Here is an 18,364-nt window from a genome sequence, read left to right on the forward strand (position 1 = left end):
GTGCGAGGGGCGACCGGGAGCACCCGGTCGCCCCTTCGCTATGCCGCCTACTGCGCGATCTCCGCCGTACGCGGCTCGGCGATCGCCTCGTAGTCAGCGGTCCGCAGCGCCAGCGAGCGGTCCAGACGGGCCGCGTTGAAGAAGATCTCTTCATGGGCGAGCAGTCCCGGATCCACGACCAGCTCCAGCTCGGGATCGAAGGAGAACGGCAGGATCGTGCCGCTCACACTGCCCGCGAGCCGCTCGGCCGCCTCCTGCGTGGCGAAGCCCGCGTACGTCCCGCCCAGGAGCTGCTTGACGGCGTTCAGGTCGACACGCCGGTCGCCGGGCACCACGGCGAGCACGTACCGCTTCGTCTTCTTGCCGATCTTCACCATCACCACGATGCACTTGGCGGCCTGCTGCAGCGTGTTGCCCCGCAGCGCGCTCACCGCCTCCGTGGCGCCCTCCGCCTCGTGCTCGATGACGCGGTACGCCGCGCCCCGCTCCTCAAGCAGCCCGATCAGCTTGGTGTACAGCCTGTGTTCGCTCATGGGCACGACCGTATGTCAGGACCTCAACTCAGCGGCATGCGGGGGAATTTCCGCCTGCTCGCGGCGGCGGCACGCTCGGCTTCCTCGGCCTTGACGACCGCGGCGTACTTGTCGACGTACTCCTGCCCGGACAGCCCGAGGATGGCGTACATGATCTCGTCCGTGACAGCGCGCAGGACCGCCTTCTCGTTCTCCATGCCCGCGTAGCGCGAGAAGTCCAGCGGGGCGCCGAAGCGGATGGCCACACTCTGGAAGTTCGGCACCTTCTGACCCGGCGGCTGCGCCTCGAACGTGCCGATCATCGCGCAGGGGATCACGGGCACCTGTGCCTTGAGCGCCATCGCGGCGACGCCGACCTTGCCCTTGTAGAGGCGCCCGTCGTGCGAGCGGGTGCCCTCCGGATAGATGCCGAGCAGCTCACCCTTGCGCAGTACCCCGAGGCCCTCGCGGATCGCGGCCTGGCCCGCCTCCTTGCCGGAGCGGTCCACCGGGATCTGTCCGGCGCTGCGGAAGAACGCGGCCGTCAGGCGGCCCCTGATGCCGGGGCCCGTGAAGTACTCGGCCTTGGCGAGGAAGGTGATCCGCCGCTTGATGATGGCGGGCATCAGAAAGTGGTCCGAGAACGAGAGGTGGTTGCCCGCCACGATCGCCGCACCGGTCTCCGGTACATGCTCGAGCCCCTCGATGCGCGGGCGGAACATGAGCCGCAGCAGCGGCCCCAGGACGACGTACTTGAGCAGGTAGTAGAACACCCGTTGCTCCTTGACGTAGGTGGACCGGCCTGGGTGCTGCGTCGTCGCAGGTCACGGGTCCTCGCGCAGCGGTCAGTTTAAGTGCGCCGCCGCGACGGGAGAAGGGACCGAAGCCGGGCGGCCTCGGTCCCTTCGCGCAACGGTGCGGCCGACGGACGGCACACCCATCCGGACCCCGCGCCACACACATACGGGTGAGGGTCCGGCGTGTCCTCTTGGTGAAGGGCGGGTGCGGGGGTGGCCTGGCCTCGCTCCGACGCAGTACGTCACCGTCACAGGAGGTCCCCATGAGGTCTCGTCCCACGTCCCGCCTGCGCCCGGCCGCGGCCACCGCCGCCGCGCTGGTCTCCCTCGCCGTCGCCGCGCCCGCCCACGCGTCAGGCGAAACGACCCCCGAGCGGACCACCGGCGTCTTCCTCACCGTCACGGGGCAGGACAACGCCTGGGTCCGCGGGGTGCTGCTCGACTGCGTGACCCAGCGGCCCGCCCACCATCCGCATGCGGCCGCGGCCTGCGCGGCGATCGACAAGGCGCACGGCGACTTCGACGCGCTGCCGACGACGAAGTCGGGGATCTGCACCAAGCAGTACGCCCCGGTCGCCGTGAGCGCGACAGGGCTCCACCGGGGCAAGCCGATCCGCTGGCACAAGACGTACGGCAACGCCTGCGAGATGGGGTCCTCGACGGGCGCCGTCTTCCGCTTCTGACGGCGTCGGCCGACGGACCACCCCGGGCGCCGCCCCGCACCTTTCCTCGGCGGTACGCGGCGCCTACGGAGTGCTGCGCGAGAGCACCATCGCCAGCGTGAGCATCCCGATGACGACCCAGCCGAACCACAGCCAGCCGTTGCTCCCCAGCGCGACCGTGTACGCGGTCACCGCGACCAAGCCTCCGATGGTGAATACACCCATCGTCTTCGTAGAATCAGGCATCGCCCTGCCTCCTCCCGGCAGCCCGGCGCCTCGACGCCAAGACCGCGGCCTGAGACCATCCTCGCCTGCGAAGACCCTTTGCCGCTAGCGCCCGCGCGCGGCCAGTGAGGCGAGATAGGCGTTGTACGCCTCAAGCTCCTTGTCACCGTCACGGTCGGCGGCCCGGTCCGTACGCCGCGCCTGGCGCTGATCGGAGCGGTACCACTGGAAGAGCAGCGCGAGCAGCACGAGCACCGACGGCACCTCGCTGAACGCCCATGCGATGCCTCCGGCAGCCGTCTGATCAGCGAGGGCGTCGATGCCGAGCGAGGACGGCGGGTTCTTGTAGGTGCCGACCATCGGCTCGGACGCCATCATCAGGGCGATGCCGAAGAACGCGTGGAACGGCATGCCCGCGAACAGCTCCAGCATCCGCATGATGTATCCGGGCCGGTGCGGACCCGGGTCGACGCCCATGATCGGCCAGAAGAAGACCAGGCCGACCGCGAGGAAGTGCACCATCATCCCGATGTGGCCCACCTTGGACCCCATCAGGGTGTCGAAGAGCGGGGTGAAGTACAGCGCGTACAGGCTCGCGATGAACAGCGGGATCGTGAACGCGGGGTGCGTGATGATCCGCATGTAGCGGCTCTGCAGGACCCACAGCAGCCACTCGCGCGGGCCCTTGCTGCCGCGGGCCGCGACCGGCAGCGCGCGCAGGGCGAGGGTGATCGGGGCACCCATCAGGATCAGGATGGGCGAGAGCATGCTGATGATCATGTGCTGCACCATGTGCACGCTGAACATGACCATGCCGTAGTCGTTCAGCTTGGTGCACATCACGAGCAGGATGGTCAGCACGCCCGCCACGAAGGAGATCGTGCGGCCGACCTGCCACTTGTCGCCGCGTCGTACGAGCCGGACCACGCCCCAGGCGTAGAGCGCGAGCGCCACCAGGCAGCCGATGAGGAAGAAAGGGTCGGCCGAGAGCTCGAGCCCGCGCCCCAGCGTGAACGGCGGCAGATCCATGTTCATGCCGTGCCCGCTGTGATCCATCCACTGGCTCCTGATTCGTGCGGTTGTGCGCTGTGTGTCCGCACCAGACTAGAACGGCCCCCGGACGCCGAAGCGTCCGGGGGCCGTTCCGTCACCGCCGGGCTCTACAACACGCACTCCGCCTCGGCGTACCGCTCGTCCGGCACCGTCTTCAGCGTCTCGACGGCCTCGGCGAGCGGGACCATCGTGATGTCCGTGCCGTGCAGCGCGGTCATCTTGCCGAACTCGCCGCGATGCACGGCCTCCACGGCGTGCCAGCCGAAGCGGGTGGCGAGGACACGGTCGTACGCGGTGGGGGTGCCGCCGCGCTGGACGTGCCCGAGGATCACCGGGCGCGCCTCCTTGCCCAGGCGCTGCTCCAGCTCGATGGAGAGCTGGCGGGCGATGCCGGCGAACCGCTCGTGGCCGTACATGTCCTTGATGCCCTCGTCGAACTGCATCGTGCCCTCGCGAGGCTTGGCGCCCTCGGCGGCCACCACGATCGCGAACTTCTTGCCGGCGGAGAACCGCTCGCCGACCTTCCGCGTCAGTTCCTCGATGTCGAAGGGCCGCTCCGGCACGACGATCGCGTGCGCGCCCGCGGCCATGCCCGAGTGCAGCGCGATCCAGCCGGTGTGCCGGCCCATGACCTCGACGATCAGGACCCGCTGGTGCGACTCGGCGGTCGTCTTGAGCCGGTCCAGGGCCTCGGTCGCCACGCCGACCGCGGTGTCGAAGCCGAACGTCACGTCGGTGACCGCGATGTCGTTGTCGATCGTCTTGGGCACCCCGACGATCGGCAGACCGGCGTCCGACAGGAGCCGGGCCGCCTTCAGCGTGCCCTCGCCGCCGATCGGGATGACCGCGTCGAGGCCCAGGTCGGCGAGGTGGCCCTTGGCCCGCTCGACGCCGCCGCGCAGCTGCGCGGGCTGGACACGCGAGGAGCCGAGAATCGTTCCGCCACGCGCCAGGATGCCGCCCACCGCGTCGAGGTCGAGCTTGCGGTAGTCGCACTCAAGGAGACCGCGCCAGCCGTCGTGGAAGCCGATGACCTCGTCGCCGTGGTCGACGACGGCACGGTGCACGACCGAGCGGATGACGGCGTTGAGCCCGGGGCAGTCGCCGCCGGACGTGAGGACACCAATGCGCATAGCCCGCCAACGTCTTTCATAAAGAGGGGCCCTGTGTGCTGCGTGGGCCGGAGTCCGGACCACGTCGTCCGGCGGGAACCCCGCCACCCTATAGGCGGGAGGGGGCGGGGCCGCACCGGGCGTCCGACTGCTGGACTCGGCCGCTCACCTGCGCGGCCGGGGCTTCAGGCGGGCTGCTGCGCGGCGTTCATCCGCTCGGCGCGCAGCGCCTCGTACCAGCGGTCGTCGGTCGGCGGCAGCGCGTTCACGTCGAGGGCCAGCTTCAGGAGCAGGTCCGCGATCAGCGGGTTGCGGGCCAGAACGGGACCGTGCATGTACGTGCCGAAGACGGTGCCGTTGTACGCGCCCTCGGTGCCGTCGCCCGTGCCGTTGCCCCGGCCGAGCGTGACGCGGGCGAGCGGGCGTGCGGACGGGCCGATGTGCGTGATGCCCTGGTGGTTCTCGAAGCCGGTCAGCGGGGGCAGGCCCAGCTGCGGGTCGATGTCGCCGAGGACGTCGCCGACGCACCGGTCGCCCTCGCCGCGGGTGGAGATCACGTCGAGCAGGCCGAGGCCGGGCTCGCGCTGGCCGAGGTCGTTGATGAACTCCTGGCCCAGGATCTGGTAGCCCGCGCAGACCGAGAAGACGATCGCGCCGTTGCCCACGGCGCGCTGCAGGCCGCCGTCGCGGCGCAGGCGCTCGGCCGCCAGGCGCTGCGGGCGGTCCTCGCCGCCGCCGATCAGGTAGATGTCGCCGGAGGTGGGAACCGGCTGGTCGCTGCGCACGTCGTAACGCTCGACCTGGAGGCCGCGCTGGTGGGCGCGGCGCTCCACGACCAGGGCGTTGCCCTGGTCTCCGTACGTGCTGAGCAGGTCGGGGTAGACCCACACCAGCCGCAGGCTGTTGTCGCTCATGCTCATTCGTCCCTACGAGGGTCTAGAGGGTCCGGTGGGGTCAGTTGCCGACGCGGCGGCGCAGGTCCTGGAACGCGGTGTAGTTCGCGATCGTCTCGATGCGTCCGGGCGGCGCCAGCTGCACGGCCTCGTCGAGGGACTCGCAGACCCGGAAGTCCAGGCCCGCGACCTCAAGACGCACGGCGAGGTCCAGCTTGCGGTCGCCGAGCACGAAGATCGGGTGACCGGCGAGGCGGGTGTAGTCGACGTCCCACAGCCAGGAGGTGTCGGTGCCGTCGGCGCCACGGGCGTTCACGGACAGCACCACCGGGGTGGGCGGCGGGTCGATCAGCGAGAACGTCTCGAGCCAGCCCGCGGGGTTCTTCGCGAGCAGCAGACGCAGGTCACGGCCCTGGAACTGCACGACGTCATAGCGTCCTGCGACGGCCTGCACCTGGTACATCCGCTCCAGGGCGACCTGCGGCGGTACGCCGAAGACGGCGGCGACGGCGGCCGACGTGGTGGCGTTCGCCTTGTTCGCGCGGCCCGGCAGCTGCAGATGGATCGGCCAGGCCGAGCCGTGCGGGTCGAGGACGTGGTCGCCGGAGAGCACCCAGCTGGGCGCGGGGCGGCGGAAGCCGCACTCGCCGCAGAACCAGTCGTCGCCGGGGCGCTGCATCACACCACCGCAGGAGGGGCACGACCAGGCGTCGTCCTTCCACTCCTGTCCTGCGGCCACCCATACGACGTTCGGTGACGAGGACGCCGCCCAGACGACCAGCGGGTCGTCCGCGTTGGCGATCACGACCGCCTTGGAGCCTGCCAGGCCCTCGCGCCAGTTCTCGGCCATCATGCGGGTCTCCGCCGCGCGGTCCAGCTGGTCGCGCGAGAGGTTGAGCAGCGCGATCGCCTTGGGCTCCACGTCGCGGGCGACACCGGCGAGATACTTCTCGTCGACCTCGATCACGCCGAACCGGGCGTCCGAGCCGCCCGCGAGGGCCGAGGTGATCCCGGCCGGCATGTTCGCGCCCAGCGCGTTCGACACCACGGGCCCGCTGGCGCGCAGCGCCTCGGCGAGCAGCCGGGTCGTGGTCGTCTTGCCGTTCGTGGCGGAGACGAGCACCACGTCCAGGTGCGTGGCGAGACGCCCGAGCAGGTCGGGGTCGAGTTTGAGCGATACGCGGCCGCCGATCACCGATCCGCTGCCGCGGCCCGCCGCGCGCGACACCGCCGCGGCCGCCTTGCCCGCCGTCACGGCCAGCTTGGCCCGCGGCGACAGCGGGTCCGTGTTGCCTGCCATCAGTTCTGGATCCTCCTTGCTTACGGCGCCGCGCCTGCCCCCGGCAACGCGATGAACCTCAGCCTATCGAGATCCACTGTCAAGCCCGAACCGCGGCACCACCCCGACCCCGGGGTTCACCAAGGACCGTACCCTTGCGGCCATGCGACACGGCTCGATCCCGGGCGCCTCGGGGCGCGTACGACCTCTGACACTGCTCGGTGACCCCGTGCTGCACAAGCCCTGTGAGGAGGTCACCGACTTCGGTGCCGAACTGGCCCGGCTCATCGAGGACATGTACGCCACGATGTACGCCGCCCAGGGCGTGGGCCTGGCCGCCAACCAGATCGGCGTGAACCGGCGGGTCTTCGTGTACGACTGCCCGGACGACGACGAGGTGCGTCATCTCGGGTACGTCGTGAACCCCCGCCTCGTGGAGGCGGACGGGGTCGTCGTGCGCGGACCGGAGGGCTGTCTCTCGCTGCCGGGCCTGGAGGCGGGCACGCCGCGCTTCGACCATGCCGTGGTGGAGGGCGTCACGATGCTCGGTGAGCCGGTGCGGGTGCACGGGACCGGCTGGTTCGCGCGCTGTTTGCAGCACGAGTGCGACCACCTGGAGGGCGGCGTCTACACCGATCGCGTCACGGGCTGGCGGCGGCGCAGGGTTCTGCGGGCCGCCGCCAAGGCGCCCTGGAGCAGCTGACTTCCCGCGTCGGGCCGCTCCTGAAAAGCCCTCAGAAGCCGGGGCCGCCGACGCGGTCGCCCGCCGCGGCGAGGCGACCCCACAGCAGGTCGGCCAGGCTGCTGACCAACTCCGCGCGCGGGCACGGGCGTTCGCCCAGCCACCAGTCGCCCGCCGCGTGCATCATGCCGACGATGCCGTGGCCCCACACGCGCGCGAGCTGCGCGCTGCCCGGTCCGAGGTCGACGCGCTCCTCGATGACCTGCGCGAGCTCCTCGCCCATGCGGCGAAGGACGGGCGCGGAGTGCAGGCCCACGTCGAAGCCTTGATCGCCGGGTGCGGCGGCGTCCGAGGGGTGCATGAGGAAGCGGTAGACCTGCGGGCGGGCCTCGATCGCCGCGAGGTAGGTGTCGAGCGTCCGCTCGACCCGCTCCCGTCGGTCGGCCGGGGCGTCCAGGGCGGCGCGCAGCGCTTCGAGGAGCGCGTCGGTGTGCCGCTTGGCGAGCGCGGCGTACAGTCCGCCCTTGTCGCCGAAGTGCCGGTAGAGGATCGGCTTGGTGATGCCGGCCTCCGCGGCGATGGCGTTCATCGAGGCGCCGGGCCCGTCACGAAGCACCACCCGGTCGGCGGCCTCCAGCAGCTCGCGCCGCCGGCGCTCGGCAGACCGTTGCTGATCGGTCTGCGGTGTGGTGGTCTCCATAGCGTTTCTCTCCCCGCCCGTGCGATTGCGCCCCGCACGCGCAACGTAACACCCCGCACGCTCCCTCGATCGAACGGGCGGCCGGGAGTTGACATCGGCTACCCGCCAGTAACAGACTCCAGTTACCGCAAGTAACGCTCGTCTTCACCGCAGGTCCTGGAGGGGTCATGGCCGAGTTCACCATGGAGCTCAACGACGAACAGAAGGAGGTCCGGGACTGGCTCCACGGGTTCGCCGCCGACGTGATCCGTCCCGCGGCCGCCGAGTGGGACGAGCGCGAAGAGACCCCGTGGCCGATCATCCAGGAGGCGTCGAAGCTGGGGATCTACTCCCTCGACTTCTACGCCCAGCAGTTCTTCGACCCCACGGGCCTCGGCATCGTGATGGCCACCGAGGAGATCTTCTGGGGTGACGCCGGCATCGGCCTGTCCATCATGGGCACCGGCCTGGCCGCCGTCGGCGTGCTCGCCAACGGCACCGAGGAGCAGATCGGCACCTGGATACCGCAGATGTACGGCGACGTGAACGACGTCAAGGTCGCCGCCTTCTGCTCCTCCGAGCCCGACGCGGGCTCCGACGTGGCGGCGATGCGCACCCGCGCCGTCTACGACGAGGCCAAGGACGAGTGGGTCCTCAACGGCACCAAGACCTGGGCGACCAACGGCGGCATCGCCAACGTCCACGTCGTCGTCGCGGTCGTCGACCCGGAACTCGGGTCCAAGGGGCACGCCTCCTTCATCGTCCCGCCGAACACCCCCGGCCTATCCCAGGGCCAGAAGTTCAAGAAGCACGGCATCCGCGCCTCGCACACCGCCGAGGTCGTCCTGGAGGACGTGCGCGTCCCCGGCCACTGCCTGCTCGGCGGCAAGGACAAGCTCGACGAGCGCCTCGCCCGCGCCCGTGAGCGCGCCAAGACCGGCGGTGAGCGCGTGAAGAACGCGGCGATGGCCACCTTCGAGGCGTCCCGCCCGGCGGTCGGCGCCATGGCCGTGGGCACCGCGCGCGCCGCGTACGAAGAGGCCCTGGAGTACGCCAAGACGCGTACGCAGTTCGGCCGTCCCATCATCGACAACCAGGGCGTCGCCTTCCAGCTCGCCGACATGCGTACGCAGATCGACGCGGCCCGTCTGCTCGTCTGGCGCGCCTCGTGGATGGCGAGCACGGGCAAGAAGTTCGAGTCGGCCGAGGGGTCGATGTCGAAGCTGTACGCGAGCGAGGTCGCCAAGAAGGTCACCGCGCAGGCCCTGCAGATCCTCGGCGGCAACGGCTTCACGCGGGAATACCCGGTGGAGCGGATGCACCGGGACGCCGCGATCTACACGATCTTCGAGGGCACGAGCGAGATCCAGCGTCTGGTGATCGCGCGCACGCTGTCGGGGATGCAGATTCGTTAGGCGTCTTCGCCGTCAGCATCCGCCCCTGTCGCCTTCGAGGCGGCAGGGGCGTTCCGTTTGCCCCGACCTCCGGCGCCCCTCATCAAGGTAAACAGGCAAATTTGCAAGTTTAACTGTCTTCCTTCTACGGTCGAATCATGACCGGGAACCCTGAGCCCAGCTCCGAGCAGGTCGCCGCCGAGCTCACGGCCGTCGTCGGCCGCTTCGTGCGGCGGTTGCGGACCGCGTCCCCCGCCGCCGGTCTCAGCGCCTCGCAGCGCACCGTCCTCGCCCTCCTGGACAGGGAAGGGCCCGCCACCACGGCGGCCCTGGCCCGCGCGGAGTTCGTACGGCCGCAGTCGATGCGGATGACGGTCGGCGCCCTGGAGGGTATGGAGCTGGTCGAGCGCGCCCCCGACCCGAACGACGGACGCCAGTCCGTCGTCTCCGTGACGGCCAAGGGGCGGAGCACGCTCATGGAGGCGCGCGTCGCCAAGCGCGACTGGCTCTCCGGCGCGATCGCCGAAGGCCTCGACGCCGACGAGCGACGTCAACTCTCCGGCGCTGCGGCGCTGTTGGAACGGCTGGTGCAGGAGTGAGAGTACGGTCGCCATGCGCCCGCGGCCGACAGGCGAGAGACCGGGATTCGGGGCGCGCCTCTCCGCATCCCTGCTGCTCGGCGCTCGGCGGAGTCACGCCCCCGCCGATGCGATCGGCTCCGTCGCGGGGCCGCGGTGCCCGGACCGGTACGTCGGCCCCGTCGTGACACTCGCCCCGGTAGCCCCGGCCCTCACCGTCCGGGGCCTGCGCGCCCGTCCCTGACCGACCCCCCCACCCACGCGAGAGAGATCCAAGCCATGACTGCCACCACCCTCGACCCCACCACGGCCCTCGTCCTCGTCGACCTCCAGAAAGGCATCACCGCCCTGCCCACGGCCCACCCCTCCGCGGAGATCGTCGAACGGTCGGCCCGGCTCGCCGATGCCTTCCGCGAGCGCGGCCTGCCCGTGGTCCTCGTCCGGGTCACCGGCGGCGCCCCCGGGCGCACCGAAGGCCCCGCTCGCGGCGGCGAGGTGCCCGCCGACTGGGCCGACCTGGTCCCCGAACTCGGCCGCCAGGACAGCGACATCGTCGTCACCAAGCAGCAGTGGGGCGCCTTCTACGGCACCGACCTCGACCTCCAGTTGCGCCGCAGGGGCGTCACCCAGGTCGTCGTCGCCGGGATCGCGACGAGCATCGGCGTCGAGTCGACGGCCCGCGCGGCACACGAGCACGGCTACCACGTCACGGTCGCCGTGGACGCGGTGACCGACATGGACGCCCAGGCCCACCGCAACAGCATCGAGAAGATCTTCCCGAGGCTCGGCGAGACGGACACGGCGGAGGCGATCGCGCAGCTGCTGCAGGCGTCCTAGTCAGTTCGCCCGGGGCGCGTAGACGTACGGCGTCGTCACGCTCAGCTGTGCGAAGCCCAGGCGCCGCAGGATCGGGCGGCTGTCGTCGGAGGCGTCCACCTGGAGATAGCGGTAGCCGCGGGCGGCGGCGATGCGGGCGCGGTACGCGACCAGGGCGCGGTAGACGCCCTTGCCCCGCCACTGCGGTGCGGTGCCGCCGCCCCAGAGGCCGGCGAAGTCGGTGCCGGGGGAGAACTCCATCCGGGCCGAGCTCACCGGTAGGTCGCCGGCCATCGCGACCACCGCGACGATGGTGTCGGGGGCTTCGGTCAGCTGGGTGAGGACGCGCTGGGCGAGGCGTTCGCCGAGTCCTGAGCTGTCCTCGCCGAAGGCCGCGTCGTGGGCGTCCACCATGAGCCGTACGCCGGCCGCGTCGGTCACCGGAAGCAGGCTCACCCCCGCGGGCAGTTCGGGCTCCATGGGCAGAGCCGCGACCTCGGCCACCATCACGGTCTCCGGCGGCTCCGGGACGAAGCCGGCCGCCCGCAGCCGGTCGGCGAGGTCGGCCGGGCGGTCGTGGGAGTGCAGCTTCCACTCGAACTCGCGCTGGAGAGAGGTGAAGTGGCGGACCTGCTCGGCGATGACGGCGTCCGCCGTGGTTTCGTCGAGGTCCGCCCAGTGCACGCCGTTCCAGTCGTGCGCCGCGCCGGTCTGCCGGACGACGGCCCCGTCCCGCTCGACGCGCGCACCGGGACTGTCCGCCTGCGCACCGCGCCGGATCTGCCGGTCGTACGCCGTCAGTACCGCTTGATGATCCATGCGGGCACTACAGCAGGGGTGCTGGGGAGCGGCAAACGAATTAGCCGGGGGCAGGTTACGCCTGCCAGTAACAGCGCAGGGCCGCGGTGGCGAAGCCAGGGCCGAAGGCGACCACGACGCCGCGGGCGCCCTCGGCGGGGGGCGCGGCGTGGGTACGTTCGAGGACTCTCAGGACGCTGACGCCACCGAGGTTGCCCTCGTCCGCGAGGGTGTCGGTGGAGTGGCGGCTGTCGTGCGGGGTCAGGCCCAGGGCGGCGGCCGTGTCGGAGATGATGCGGGGGCTGCCGGGGTGGACGACGGCGAAGTCCGGTTTCTGCGGACCGTGCCAGTCCATGACGGCGGGCAGCACGTCGTCGGCGGCGGTGAGGGCCTTCTTCGTGGAGTCGAAGTGGAACCCGTCGGTGGCGATGCGTCCTTGATAGCGGTCGAGGCTGTCCGGCAGGACGTACTCGAAGCTGTCGTCGATCGCGATCCCGGGCGCCAAGGGTTCGCCGGTGAGAACGGTCGCGGCTGCCGAGTCCCCGAACAGTGCCTTGTAGATCATCGATTCGATCGTGGTGTCCGCGTGGTTGTAGACCGTGGATATGACCTCCGCGGCGACCACGAGGACCTTGCTGCCGGGGCGGGCGGTCACCAGGTCGGCGGCGCGGAGCAGGGCCTGGGCGCCCCCGGCGCAGGCCAGGGTCGTCAGCGCGATGCGGCGCACGGTGGGGCGCAGCCCCAGGCGGGACACCAGATGTACGTCAACGTTCGGCACCGCCCAGCCGGTGACGTGGGCGGTGACGATCGCGTCGATGTCGTCGGCTTCGAGCCCGGCGGTGTCGAGGGCCGCGCGGGCCGCGCGCTCGGCCATGTCGACGGCATCGCTGAACGCGGTCTCGGCCCGCGCGGTGATGCCGGCCCCGCCCGCGACGGTGGGGGAGTCGACGGGACGCGTGAAATAGCGGGTGTGAACACCGCAGTTGCCCACCACGCGGAGGATCGCGCCGAGCCGGGGATGGTCGGAATGGTGCACCCGTATGTCATCCGCGATCTCAGCGGTCGTGACCTTGTGGTCGCCGAAGACGGTCCGGGGTCTTGAGACGTAGGCGGGCACGAGGTGGCTCCCACTGGCTTGTCGGATGTGGGGGGTGCGGCACAACGTACTTCACCGCGCTGAACTGGTACCCCTCCGACAACCGGAGTCCTGGAGAACGTGCCCTTCGGTCAGCGAGCCCGCAGCATGGGAGCCCGGGTGTGAGCCCGCTTCTCTCCGGGGTGGAACACCATGATGATCAGCCGGGCGCCGGGCGCCGTCATGGGCTGGGCCGCGCACATGGTCAGCCAGCCGGGGCCCTGTTGTGCGTGGTACAGGGGCCGTTCGTCGCCGTCCGGGTGCGAGACGAAGTCACCGGCTCCATAGAGGGGAGCGGCTTCGGGGTCTTCGAGGACTTCCTTCTCTATCTGGCGCAGGACTTCGTCCTCCGGCCGTGCCGCAAGCGCGGCACGCAGCTGCGGAAGGACCATGGGGGCCCATGCCTTGTGCCAGTCCGTCAGGGACCGGCGCGCCTGGGGGTCGAGGAGCATCCAGCGCATCGTGTTGCCGGGCACGTTCCCGTGGGGGAACAACTCGGCGAAGGGCTCGTTGTAGGCGAGCATGTCCCACGACGCGTCGGTGACGTATGCCATGTGCCGGATACTCTCGACTGCCTCCTGCCAGACCCCGGGGATCTCCTTGCCGGACGACTGGTGGAGCGGCCCCGGGGGTTCCTGCAGCAGCGCGAACCGGCAGAGCGACACCCACTCCTGCTCGTTGAGTCCGAAGAGCAGCGCGACGTCCCGCAGCAGCGAAGCCGGCGGATTGGGGTAACTGCCCGACTCCAGGCGGTGGTACGTGCCGATGGCGCGGTGCAGCAGCTGGTCGACCTGGTGCTGGGACAGGCCGCGGGCGCGTCGCCCCTGGCCCGTGGGGCGGCTGAAGCCGTGCGATTCGGGGGCTATGAGGGCGCGTCGTTCGCGGAGCAGTGCGCGGAGCGCCGTCTTGTTCATGGTGGGTAATCCCTCTTGGTGCACGCCGAGTTGAGCATCAGCAGTCTAAATATTCTCACCAGCTTTGGTAGTAAAGATTGCCCGAAGAAAAACGATCAGCCGATGCGGCACCATGGAGGGAGCGGGACCACCGACCTGCGAGTTCCGACGCCGGTGGGCACGCGGACACAAGTGTGGGGCGCCTTGGCCGAGGAGCTTGAAATTGGCTGAAATTCCTCGGCGTCGGGTACCCCCTAGGCCCATTGGGCCGCTGCGGGAAGAGTATGGATCGGTTGTTCGTATTCCGATGCGTGTGGTCGGAAACGTCGCACTCGGGACGTACGGCGCATGACTTCCCGGACCGGTTCCTGGGTCCACTGGCTGCGGCCGGTGCCGTCACTCGCCATTACGTAGCGGCCACGGTACCGGCCGCCCGCGGTCGTCCCCGGGCGGTGCACCCGGGGGAGTCACCCGGCGGGAAGCTGCTCCTCGGCCTGGGCCAGGATCTCCGTCACGCGCAGACCGAACCGCACGTCGCAGGCGTGTGACCGGCCCGATCGTGCCGCGTCGACGAGCGCGTCGACCGCGCAGCGGAACGCGTCGAGCGCCCCGCCCCCCGTCGGCATCAGCGCTGTTCCCGCCTCGCCGCGCAGCTCCACCGTCACGCCCGCGGCCTTCGGCGGCGTGGTCAGGCTCAGCGTCGCCGTGCTCGACGCCCCTCCGCTGTGCCGCAGGATCAGATGGACCAGGTCCGCCTGCCCCGCAGCCGCCGTCACGGCGGTGACATCGCCGAGCACCGGCATCAGGATGGACAGGGCGTGCGGGCCGACGTCCCACAGGCCACCCCGCCGCGCCCGCCACGGCGAGGAGAACGGGCTGGTCCCGTCCGCCGCGTAGAACGAGCCGTACCAGTCGGCGCGACCCGTGAACCAGCCCTCCGTGGCCGCCTGCTCCGTCACCCAGGCCGCCGTCGGCCCGGCGAAGCGCAGCGTGAAGAAGACGACGGACGCCACCCGGGCCGCCTCGGCGGCCGCCGCGAGATCGCGCGCCGCGGCCGGCGTCGTCGCCACCGGCTTGTCCAGGAGCAGATGACAGCCCGCCGCCGCGGCCCGGGCGGCCAGCGGTGCCTGCACGTCCGGCGGTACGGCGAACGCCACGGCGTCGCTCGCGGCGAACAGGTCGTCCACCTCCGCGTACGCCGTCGTCGCGTGCGCCGACGCCAGCGCGGCCGCCGCGTCGGGCCGCCGTCCCCACACGCCGGAGAGCTCCACGTCCGGGTGCGCGGCGAGCGCGGGAGCGTGCGTGGACGAGGCCCAGGGGCCCGTGCCGACCAGTCCCATTCGCAATTTCTTCATGGTCGGCATTATGGCCGACTCCATACCGCCGGCTGCGCCGACGCCCAGTGGCCGCACGGTAGTTGGCCGCTCTTCGCTCTTGTGCCCGAGTCGCCGATGGCTTGATCTCGTTTCCGAAGTCGGCGGCGGTGAAAGCACATTCACCGGCTAGGGTGAATTCCCATTCACTTCATTTCACATTCCTTCACTTCTCCGGACGGAGAGCACGCATGAACGACGCGAGTGAGCGCCCGGCCCTGGCGAGCGAATTGGGCATGGAGCCGCACCCCGAAGGCGGCTGGTTCGTCGAGACCTGGGCCTCGGACCACTCCTTCACGCCCGCCGGCTACCCCGGCGCCCGTACGGCGGCCACCGCCATCTACTTCCTGCTGTGCCCGGGAGAGGAGTCCCGCTGGCACGTGGTGCGCTCGGACGAGATCTGGCTGTGGCACCGCGGCGGCCCGCTCGACCTGCGCCTGGGAGGTGACGGCGCGCTCCCGAAGGAGGGTGCGGCGCCCATGCGCCTCGGCCCGGGTGTCGAGCGCGGCGAGCGCCCGCAGATCCTGGTGCCCGGTGGCGTGTGGCAGGCGGCGCGCCCCGCCGGTGGCGAACCGGTCCTGGTGAGCTGCGTCGTCGCGCCCGGCTTCGACTACGCGGACTTCCGGCTCGCGGACTGACGAGGCGTCGCGGTCGCGGGCGTGTCCTGCGACGAGCACACCACCGATGGCGCGGAGCTCTTCCCGCGGTGCACGACGCCGACCGCCGCGAGCCCGACCGCGAGGCCCAACGCCGTCTGTACGCCGAAGTGTTCGCCGAACATCAAGGCTCCCCACACGGCCGTGACCGGTGCCATCAGGAACATGAGCGTGTTGACCTGCGTGACCCCGGAGCGCCGCAGGATCAGCCAGTAGAGGCCGTACCCGCCGAAGGTGGAGAGCGTCACCAGCCAGCTGATCGCCACCCAGAACGACGCCTCCGCCGGCGGTGTCGCGGCGCCGGCGCCCGCGGCCAGCGCCGTGAAGATGACGGCGCTGGTCACGCAATGGACCGTCATCGAGACCGCCGGAGCGACCGGGCGGGGGGAGCGGCGGTCCAGGAAGGTCGCCGCGACCAGCGAGAACATCCCGAGGAACGGCACGGCGTAGGCCCACCAGGGAGCGTCGGTGCCGCCCGTGGCGTCCGCCGCGGTCACGATGACGACCCCGGTCACGCCGAGAGCGAGGCCCACCCACTGGGTGCGCGAGACGTACTGGCCCAGCAGCGGTCCGGCCAGGGCGCCCGCCACCAGTGGCTGGGTGCCGTCGATAAGGGCGGTGGTGCCGCTGGAGACGCCGAGCTGGATCGCGTAGTACACGGTGAGCAGATAGCCGCTCTGTGACAGCGCGCCGACCGCGGCCTGGCGTACCGCGTCACGTGCCGTGAAGCCGCGCCAGGACGCCCGCGCCACGGTGAGGGCGATGACCACGAGCACGAGGGCCAAGGGCAGGAACCGCCACATCAGGACCGTCACGGCTGACGCGCTCCCGGCGCCCATTTTGGCCCCGATGAAGCCCGAGCTCCAGGTCAGTACGAACGCGATCGAGAGCAGGACGTTCATGTCGTTCCTCCGAGCGAGGTATACAGATCTGTCTACTCCGGCACGAGTATACAGATCGGTTTACTATGGAGGCATGACCGAGCTGAGCGAGATCGTGAAGAACGTCGGCGGGGCCGAGGACGCACCGCGCAGGATCGTCATGACGCCTGCCGCGCGGCGAGCCCTGGACGCCGCGAGCGCGCTGTTCTACGACCGCGGCATCCACGCCGTCGGGGTGGACCTCATCGCCGCCGAGGCCGGAGTCACCAAGAAGACGCTCTACGACCGCTTCAGCTCCAAGGAGCAGATCGTCGTCGAGTACCTGGCGGCCCGTGACGAGCGCTGGCAGGCGTTCCTCGCGCCGTACGTCGAGTCCGCGACCACCCCGCGGGCCAGGATCCTGGCCGTCTTCGACGCCTCGCGCGACTGGGCCGGTGCGTTCAGCGGCAAGGGCTGCAGCATGGTCAACGCGCACGCCGAGATCAGCGATCCCGCGCACCCCGCCTATCGGGTCATCACCGGCCAGAAAGCCTGGATGCTCGCCCTGTTCACCGGTCTGGCCCGCGACATCGCGCCCCGGCGGGCGGTGGAACTCGGCCGGACGCTCATGCTGCTGCACGAGGGCGCCTTGGTCGCGCACGGCCTGCACATCTTCCCGGACGCGATCGAGCACGCCCGTGACCAGGCGGCGGCACTGCTCCCGGCCCGAGCCTGACGGGCCCAGGCCTCACCTCCGTCTCACTGTCCCGAGCAGTTGCGGACCGTCGGCTGCGGCGGGACCCGGTCCTCGGCGTCGGGCTCCACCGTGGTCGCGAGGGTGTCGAGGAAGCGCTGGAGAGCGGGTGCGCCACCCGGGCCCAGGCTGCGGCGGATGGGCGGCACGGTCGCCGGGGCGTCCGCACCGCGCCGGGTCCCGGCGGCGGGGCAGGGTGATTCCGTGGCGTCGACGGTCACGGCCCGGCGTATGAACTCATCGACCGGGAGCCCGAGCTGGTCCGCGTTCCGCAGGACCGCCTCGTACTCGTCGGGTGTGAACAAGACCTGCACAGGCTTGGCACCGTCCATGAACGCATGATGCCGCCCGGGGGGTGCGCCGCGCGGTGCGGTTGGCATATTCGCCCTCGAAGGCGTGAAACGGCCCCGAGTGGACATGAGCGGTCGCAAAGAGAGGTAGGCCCCGACCGGACGGGGGAATCGCGATCGGGACCTACATAATGTTAAACGGTGAACCAACGGTCAGTGTTCCCAGGTAGGGAGCCTGTGGTTGTGAGCTGCGTTACGTGCCGACAAGGGAACGCGCGACGCGGAAACCCACGTCGTCGATGCGGAACGTGGGGTGGCTGCGGCGCCGCACCGAGGCCCGGCAGCTCCAGTGCTCGTCGAACCACCCACCGCCACGGAGCACCCGATAGGCGCCGTACACCTCGGGGTCGTAGAGGTCCCAGCACCACTCCCACACGTTGCCGAGCATGTCGTGCAGGCCCCACGCGTTGGGCTGCTTGGCGCCCACCTCGTGGATGCGCCCCGAGCCGTTGCCGCCGTACCAGGCGATCTCGTCGAGCGGCCCGTACCGCGCACCGGTCGTACCCGCCCGGCACGCGTGTTCCCACTCGGCCTCGGTCGGCAGCCGGTAACCGCCGCAGGCCGTGTCCCACTCGATGTCTCCCTCCGCGTCATCGGCGGGCAGGCGATAGGCGGGGGCGAGACCCTCCCGCAGGGACAGCGCGTTGCAGAACCGGGCCGCGTCCAGCCAGGAGACGCCCTCCACGGGCAGCCGGTCGCCGCGCGCGCTGCTCGGCCGCTCGCCGGTGACCTGGGCGTACTGCTGCTGGGTGACGGGGTACGGCGCGAGTTCGTGGGCCGCGACCTCGACCACCCAGCTCCGTTGTGTCCGCCTGTCCGACAGCGTCACCTGCCCCGCCTGGACGCTGATCATTTCGTGCTCC

Annotated in this window: 22 protein-coding genes; 7 read left to right on the forward strand and 15 right to left on the reverse strand. The window is 70.8% G+C overall.

Annotation, left to right across the window (positions count from 1 at the left end):
- Positions 1-47 precede the first annotated feature (47 nt).
- Together ACZ5U5_RS12775 and ACZ5U5_RS12780 are read right to left on the reverse strand one after the other, a co-directional pair.
- On the reverse strand, positions 48-533 hold the full coding sequence (locus ACZ5U5_RS12775; RefSeq protein ID WP_469020021.1) for a YbaK/EbsC family protein: 486 nt from the start codon (positions 531-533) through the stop codon (positions 48-50).
- Positions 534-556: 23 nt separating this feature from the next.
- A complete protein-coding gene (locus ACZ5U5_RS12780) occupies positions 557-1,285 on the reverse strand; it encodes a lysophospholipid acyltransferase family protein (RefSeq protein ID WP_469020022.1) in 729 nt (242 codons plus the stop codon).
- A gap of 287 nt (positions 1,286-1,572) precedes the next feature.
- On the opposite strand from ACZ5U5_RS12780, the gene ACZ5U5_RS12785 reads away from it, so the two are divergent.
- A complete protein-coding gene (locus ACZ5U5_RS12785; RefSeq protein ID WP_469020025.1) occupies positions 1,573-1,992 on the forward strand; it encodes an SSI family serine proteinase inhibitor in 420 nt (139 codons plus the stop codon).
- Positions 1,993-2,055: 63 nt separating this feature from the next.
- Here the strand turns inward: ACZ5U5_RS12785 and ACZ5U5_RS12790 are convergent, their stop codons facing one another.
- The 5 genes from ACZ5U5_RS12790 to ACZ5U5_RS12810 all read right to left on the reverse strand — a co-directional run bounded on the left by ACZ5U5_RS12790 (position 2,056) and on the right by ACZ5U5_RS12810 (position 6,554).
- Positions 2,056-2,217: a hypothetical protein gene (locus ACZ5U5_RS12790; RefSeq protein WP_190078913.1), complete on the reverse strand. Its 162-nt coding sequence runs from the start codon at positions 2,215-2,217 to the stop codon at positions 2,056-2,058.
- An 84-nt stretch (positions 2,218-2,301) separates the two neighbouring features.
- A complete protein-coding gene (locus tag ACZ5U5_RS12795) occupies positions 2,302-3,252 on the reverse strand; it encodes a cytochrome c oxidase assembly protein (protein ID WP_469020027.1) in 951 nt (316 codons plus the stop codon).
- A 104-nt stretch (positions 3,253-3,356) separates the two neighbouring features.
- On the reverse strand, positions 3,357-4,382 hold the full coding sequence (locus ACZ5U5_RS12800; protein ID WP_469020029.1) for a 6-phosphofructokinase: 1,026 nt from the start codon (positions 4,380-4,382) through the stop codon (positions 3,357-3,359).
- A gap of 164 nt (positions 4,383-4,546) precedes the next feature.
- Positions 4,547-5,275 (reverse strand): type 1 glutamine amidotransferase, encoded by a 729-nt coding sequence (locus ACZ5U5_RS12805; protein WP_160509220.1) that lies wholly within the window; start codon positions 5,273-5,275, stop codon positions 4,547-4,549.
- A gap of 40 nt (positions 5,276-5,315) precedes the next feature.
- On the reverse strand, positions 5,316-6,554 hold the full coding sequence (locus ACZ5U5_RS12810) for a MurT ligase domain-containing protein (protein ID WP_344519320.1): 1,239 nt from the start codon (positions 6,552-6,554) through the stop codon (positions 5,316-5,318).
- 142 nt (positions 6,555-6,696) lie between these two features.
- Between ACZ5U5_RS12810 and def the strand changes: the two genes are divergently transcribed.
- A complete protein-coding gene (gene def / locus ACZ5U5_RS12815) occupies positions 6,697-7,236 on the forward strand; it encodes a peptide deformylase (protein ID WP_469020032.1) in 540 nt (179 codons plus the stop codon).
- 31 nt (positions 7,237-7,267) lie between these two features.
- On the opposite strand, the gene ACZ5U5_RS12820 is transcribed toward def, so the two are convergent.
- Positions 7,268-7,915, reverse strand: coding sequence for a TetR/AcrR family transcriptional regulator (locus ACZ5U5_RS12820; protein ID WP_469020034.1), 648 nt, complete (start codon positions 7,913-7,915; stop codon positions 7,268-7,270).
- 167 nt (positions 7,916-8,082) lie between these two features.
- Between ACZ5U5_RS12820 and ACZ5U5_RS12825 the strand changes: the two genes are divergently transcribed.
- From ACZ5U5_RS12825 to ACZ5U5_RS12835, 3 genes are all read left to right on the forward strand, one after another.
- A complete protein-coding gene (locus tag ACZ5U5_RS12825; protein WP_469020036.1) occupies positions 8,083-9,309 on the forward strand; it encodes an acyl-CoA dehydrogenase family protein in 1,227 nt (408 codons plus the stop codon).
- 137 nt (positions 9,310-9,446) lie between these two features.
- Complete coding sequence (locus ACZ5U5_RS12830) at positions 9,447-9,887, forward strand: MarR family winged helix-turn-helix transcriptional regulator (protein ID WP_469020037.1); 441 nt, start codon at positions 9,447-9,449, stop codon at positions 9,885-9,887.
- A 258-nt stretch (positions 9,888-10,145) separates the two neighbouring features.
- Positions 10,146-10,703, forward strand: a complete 558-nt coding sequence (locus tag ACZ5U5_RS12835; protein ID WP_469020039.1) for an isochorismatase family protein — start codon at positions 10,146-10,148, stop codon at positions 10,701-10,703.
- On the opposite strand, the gene ACZ5U5_RS12840 is transcribed toward ACZ5U5_RS12835, so the two are convergent.
- The 4 genes from ACZ5U5_RS12840 to ACZ5U5_RS12855 all read right to left on the reverse strand — a co-directional run bounded on the left by ACZ5U5_RS12840 (position 10,704) and on the right by ACZ5U5_RS12855 (position 14,872).
- The gene (locus ACZ5U5_RS12840; RefSeq protein WP_469020042.1) at positions 10,704-11,501 is read right to left on the reverse strand and encodes a GNAT family N-acetyltransferase; all 798 of its coding nucleotides are present in this window, start codon (positions 11,499-11,501) and stop codon (positions 10,704-10,706) included.
- 55 nt (positions 11,502-11,556) lie between these two features.
- Complete coding sequence (locus tag ACZ5U5_RS12845) at positions 11,557-12,597, reverse strand: PhlD (protein ID WP_469020044.1); 1,041 nt, start codon at positions 12,595-12,597, stop codon at positions 11,557-11,559.
- Positions 12,598-12,707: 110 nt separating this feature from the next.
- On the reverse strand, positions 12,708-13,529 hold the full coding sequence (locus tag ACZ5U5_RS12850) for a helix-turn-helix transcriptional regulator (RefSeq protein WP_469020045.1): 822 nt from the start codon (positions 13,527-13,529) through the stop codon (positions 12,708-12,710).
- Positions 13,530-13,975: 446 nt separating this feature from the next.
- Positions 13,976-14,872: a Gfo/Idh/MocA family protein gene (locus tag ACZ5U5_RS12855; RefSeq protein ID WP_469020047.1), complete on the reverse strand. Its 897-nt coding sequence runs from the start codon at positions 14,870-14,872 to the stop codon at positions 13,976-13,978.
- Positions 14,873-15,072: 200 nt separating this feature from the next.
- On the opposite strand from ACZ5U5_RS12855, the gene ACZ5U5_RS12860 reads away from it, so the two are divergent.
- On the forward strand, positions 15,073-15,519 hold the full coding sequence (locus ACZ5U5_RS12860) for a cupin domain-containing protein (RefSeq protein WP_469020050.1): 447 nt from the start codon (positions 15,073-15,075) through the stop codon (positions 15,517-15,519).
- On the opposite strand, the gene ACZ5U5_RS12865 is transcribed toward ACZ5U5_RS12860, so the two are convergent.
- On the reverse strand, positions 15,492-16,439 hold the full coding sequence (locus ACZ5U5_RS12865; protein ID WP_469020053.1) for a DMT family transporter: 948 nt from the start codon (positions 16,437-16,439) through the stop codon (positions 15,492-15,494). The two genes, ACZ5U5_RS12860 and ACZ5U5_RS12865, sit on opposite strands and share 28 nt — an antisense overlap.
- 139 nt (positions 16,440-16,578) lie before the next feature.
- Between ACZ5U5_RS12865 and ACZ5U5_RS12870 the strand changes: the two genes are divergently transcribed.
- On the forward strand, positions 16,579-17,133 hold the full coding sequence (locus ACZ5U5_RS12870) for a TetR/AcrR family transcriptional regulator (RefSeq protein WP_469020848.1): 555 nt from the start codon (positions 16,579-16,581) through the stop codon (positions 17,131-17,133).
- 23 nt (positions 17,134-17,156) lie between these two features.
- On the opposite strand, the gene ACZ5U5_RS12875 is transcribed toward ACZ5U5_RS12870, so the two are convergent.
- Both ACZ5U5_RS12875 and ACZ5U5_RS12880 read right to left on the reverse strand, forming a co-directional pair.
- Positions 17,157-17,483 carry a hypothetical protein gene (locus tag ACZ5U5_RS12875; RefSeq protein ID WP_469020055.1) on the reverse strand — a complete coding sequence of 109 codons (327 nt, stop codon included), beginning with the start codon at positions 17,481-17,483 and terminating at the stop codon, positions 17,157-17,159.
- A gap of 211 nt (positions 17,484-17,694) precedes the next feature.
- Positions 17,695-18,354, reverse strand: coding sequence for a formylglycine-generating enzyme family protein (locus ACZ5U5_RS12880; protein ID WP_469020057.1), 660 nt, complete (start codon positions 18,352-18,354; stop codon positions 17,695-17,697).
- Between the last annotated feature and the right edge of the window lie 10 nt (positions 18,355-18,364).

The organism is Streptomyces sp. NPDC033177, assembly GCF_055577715.1.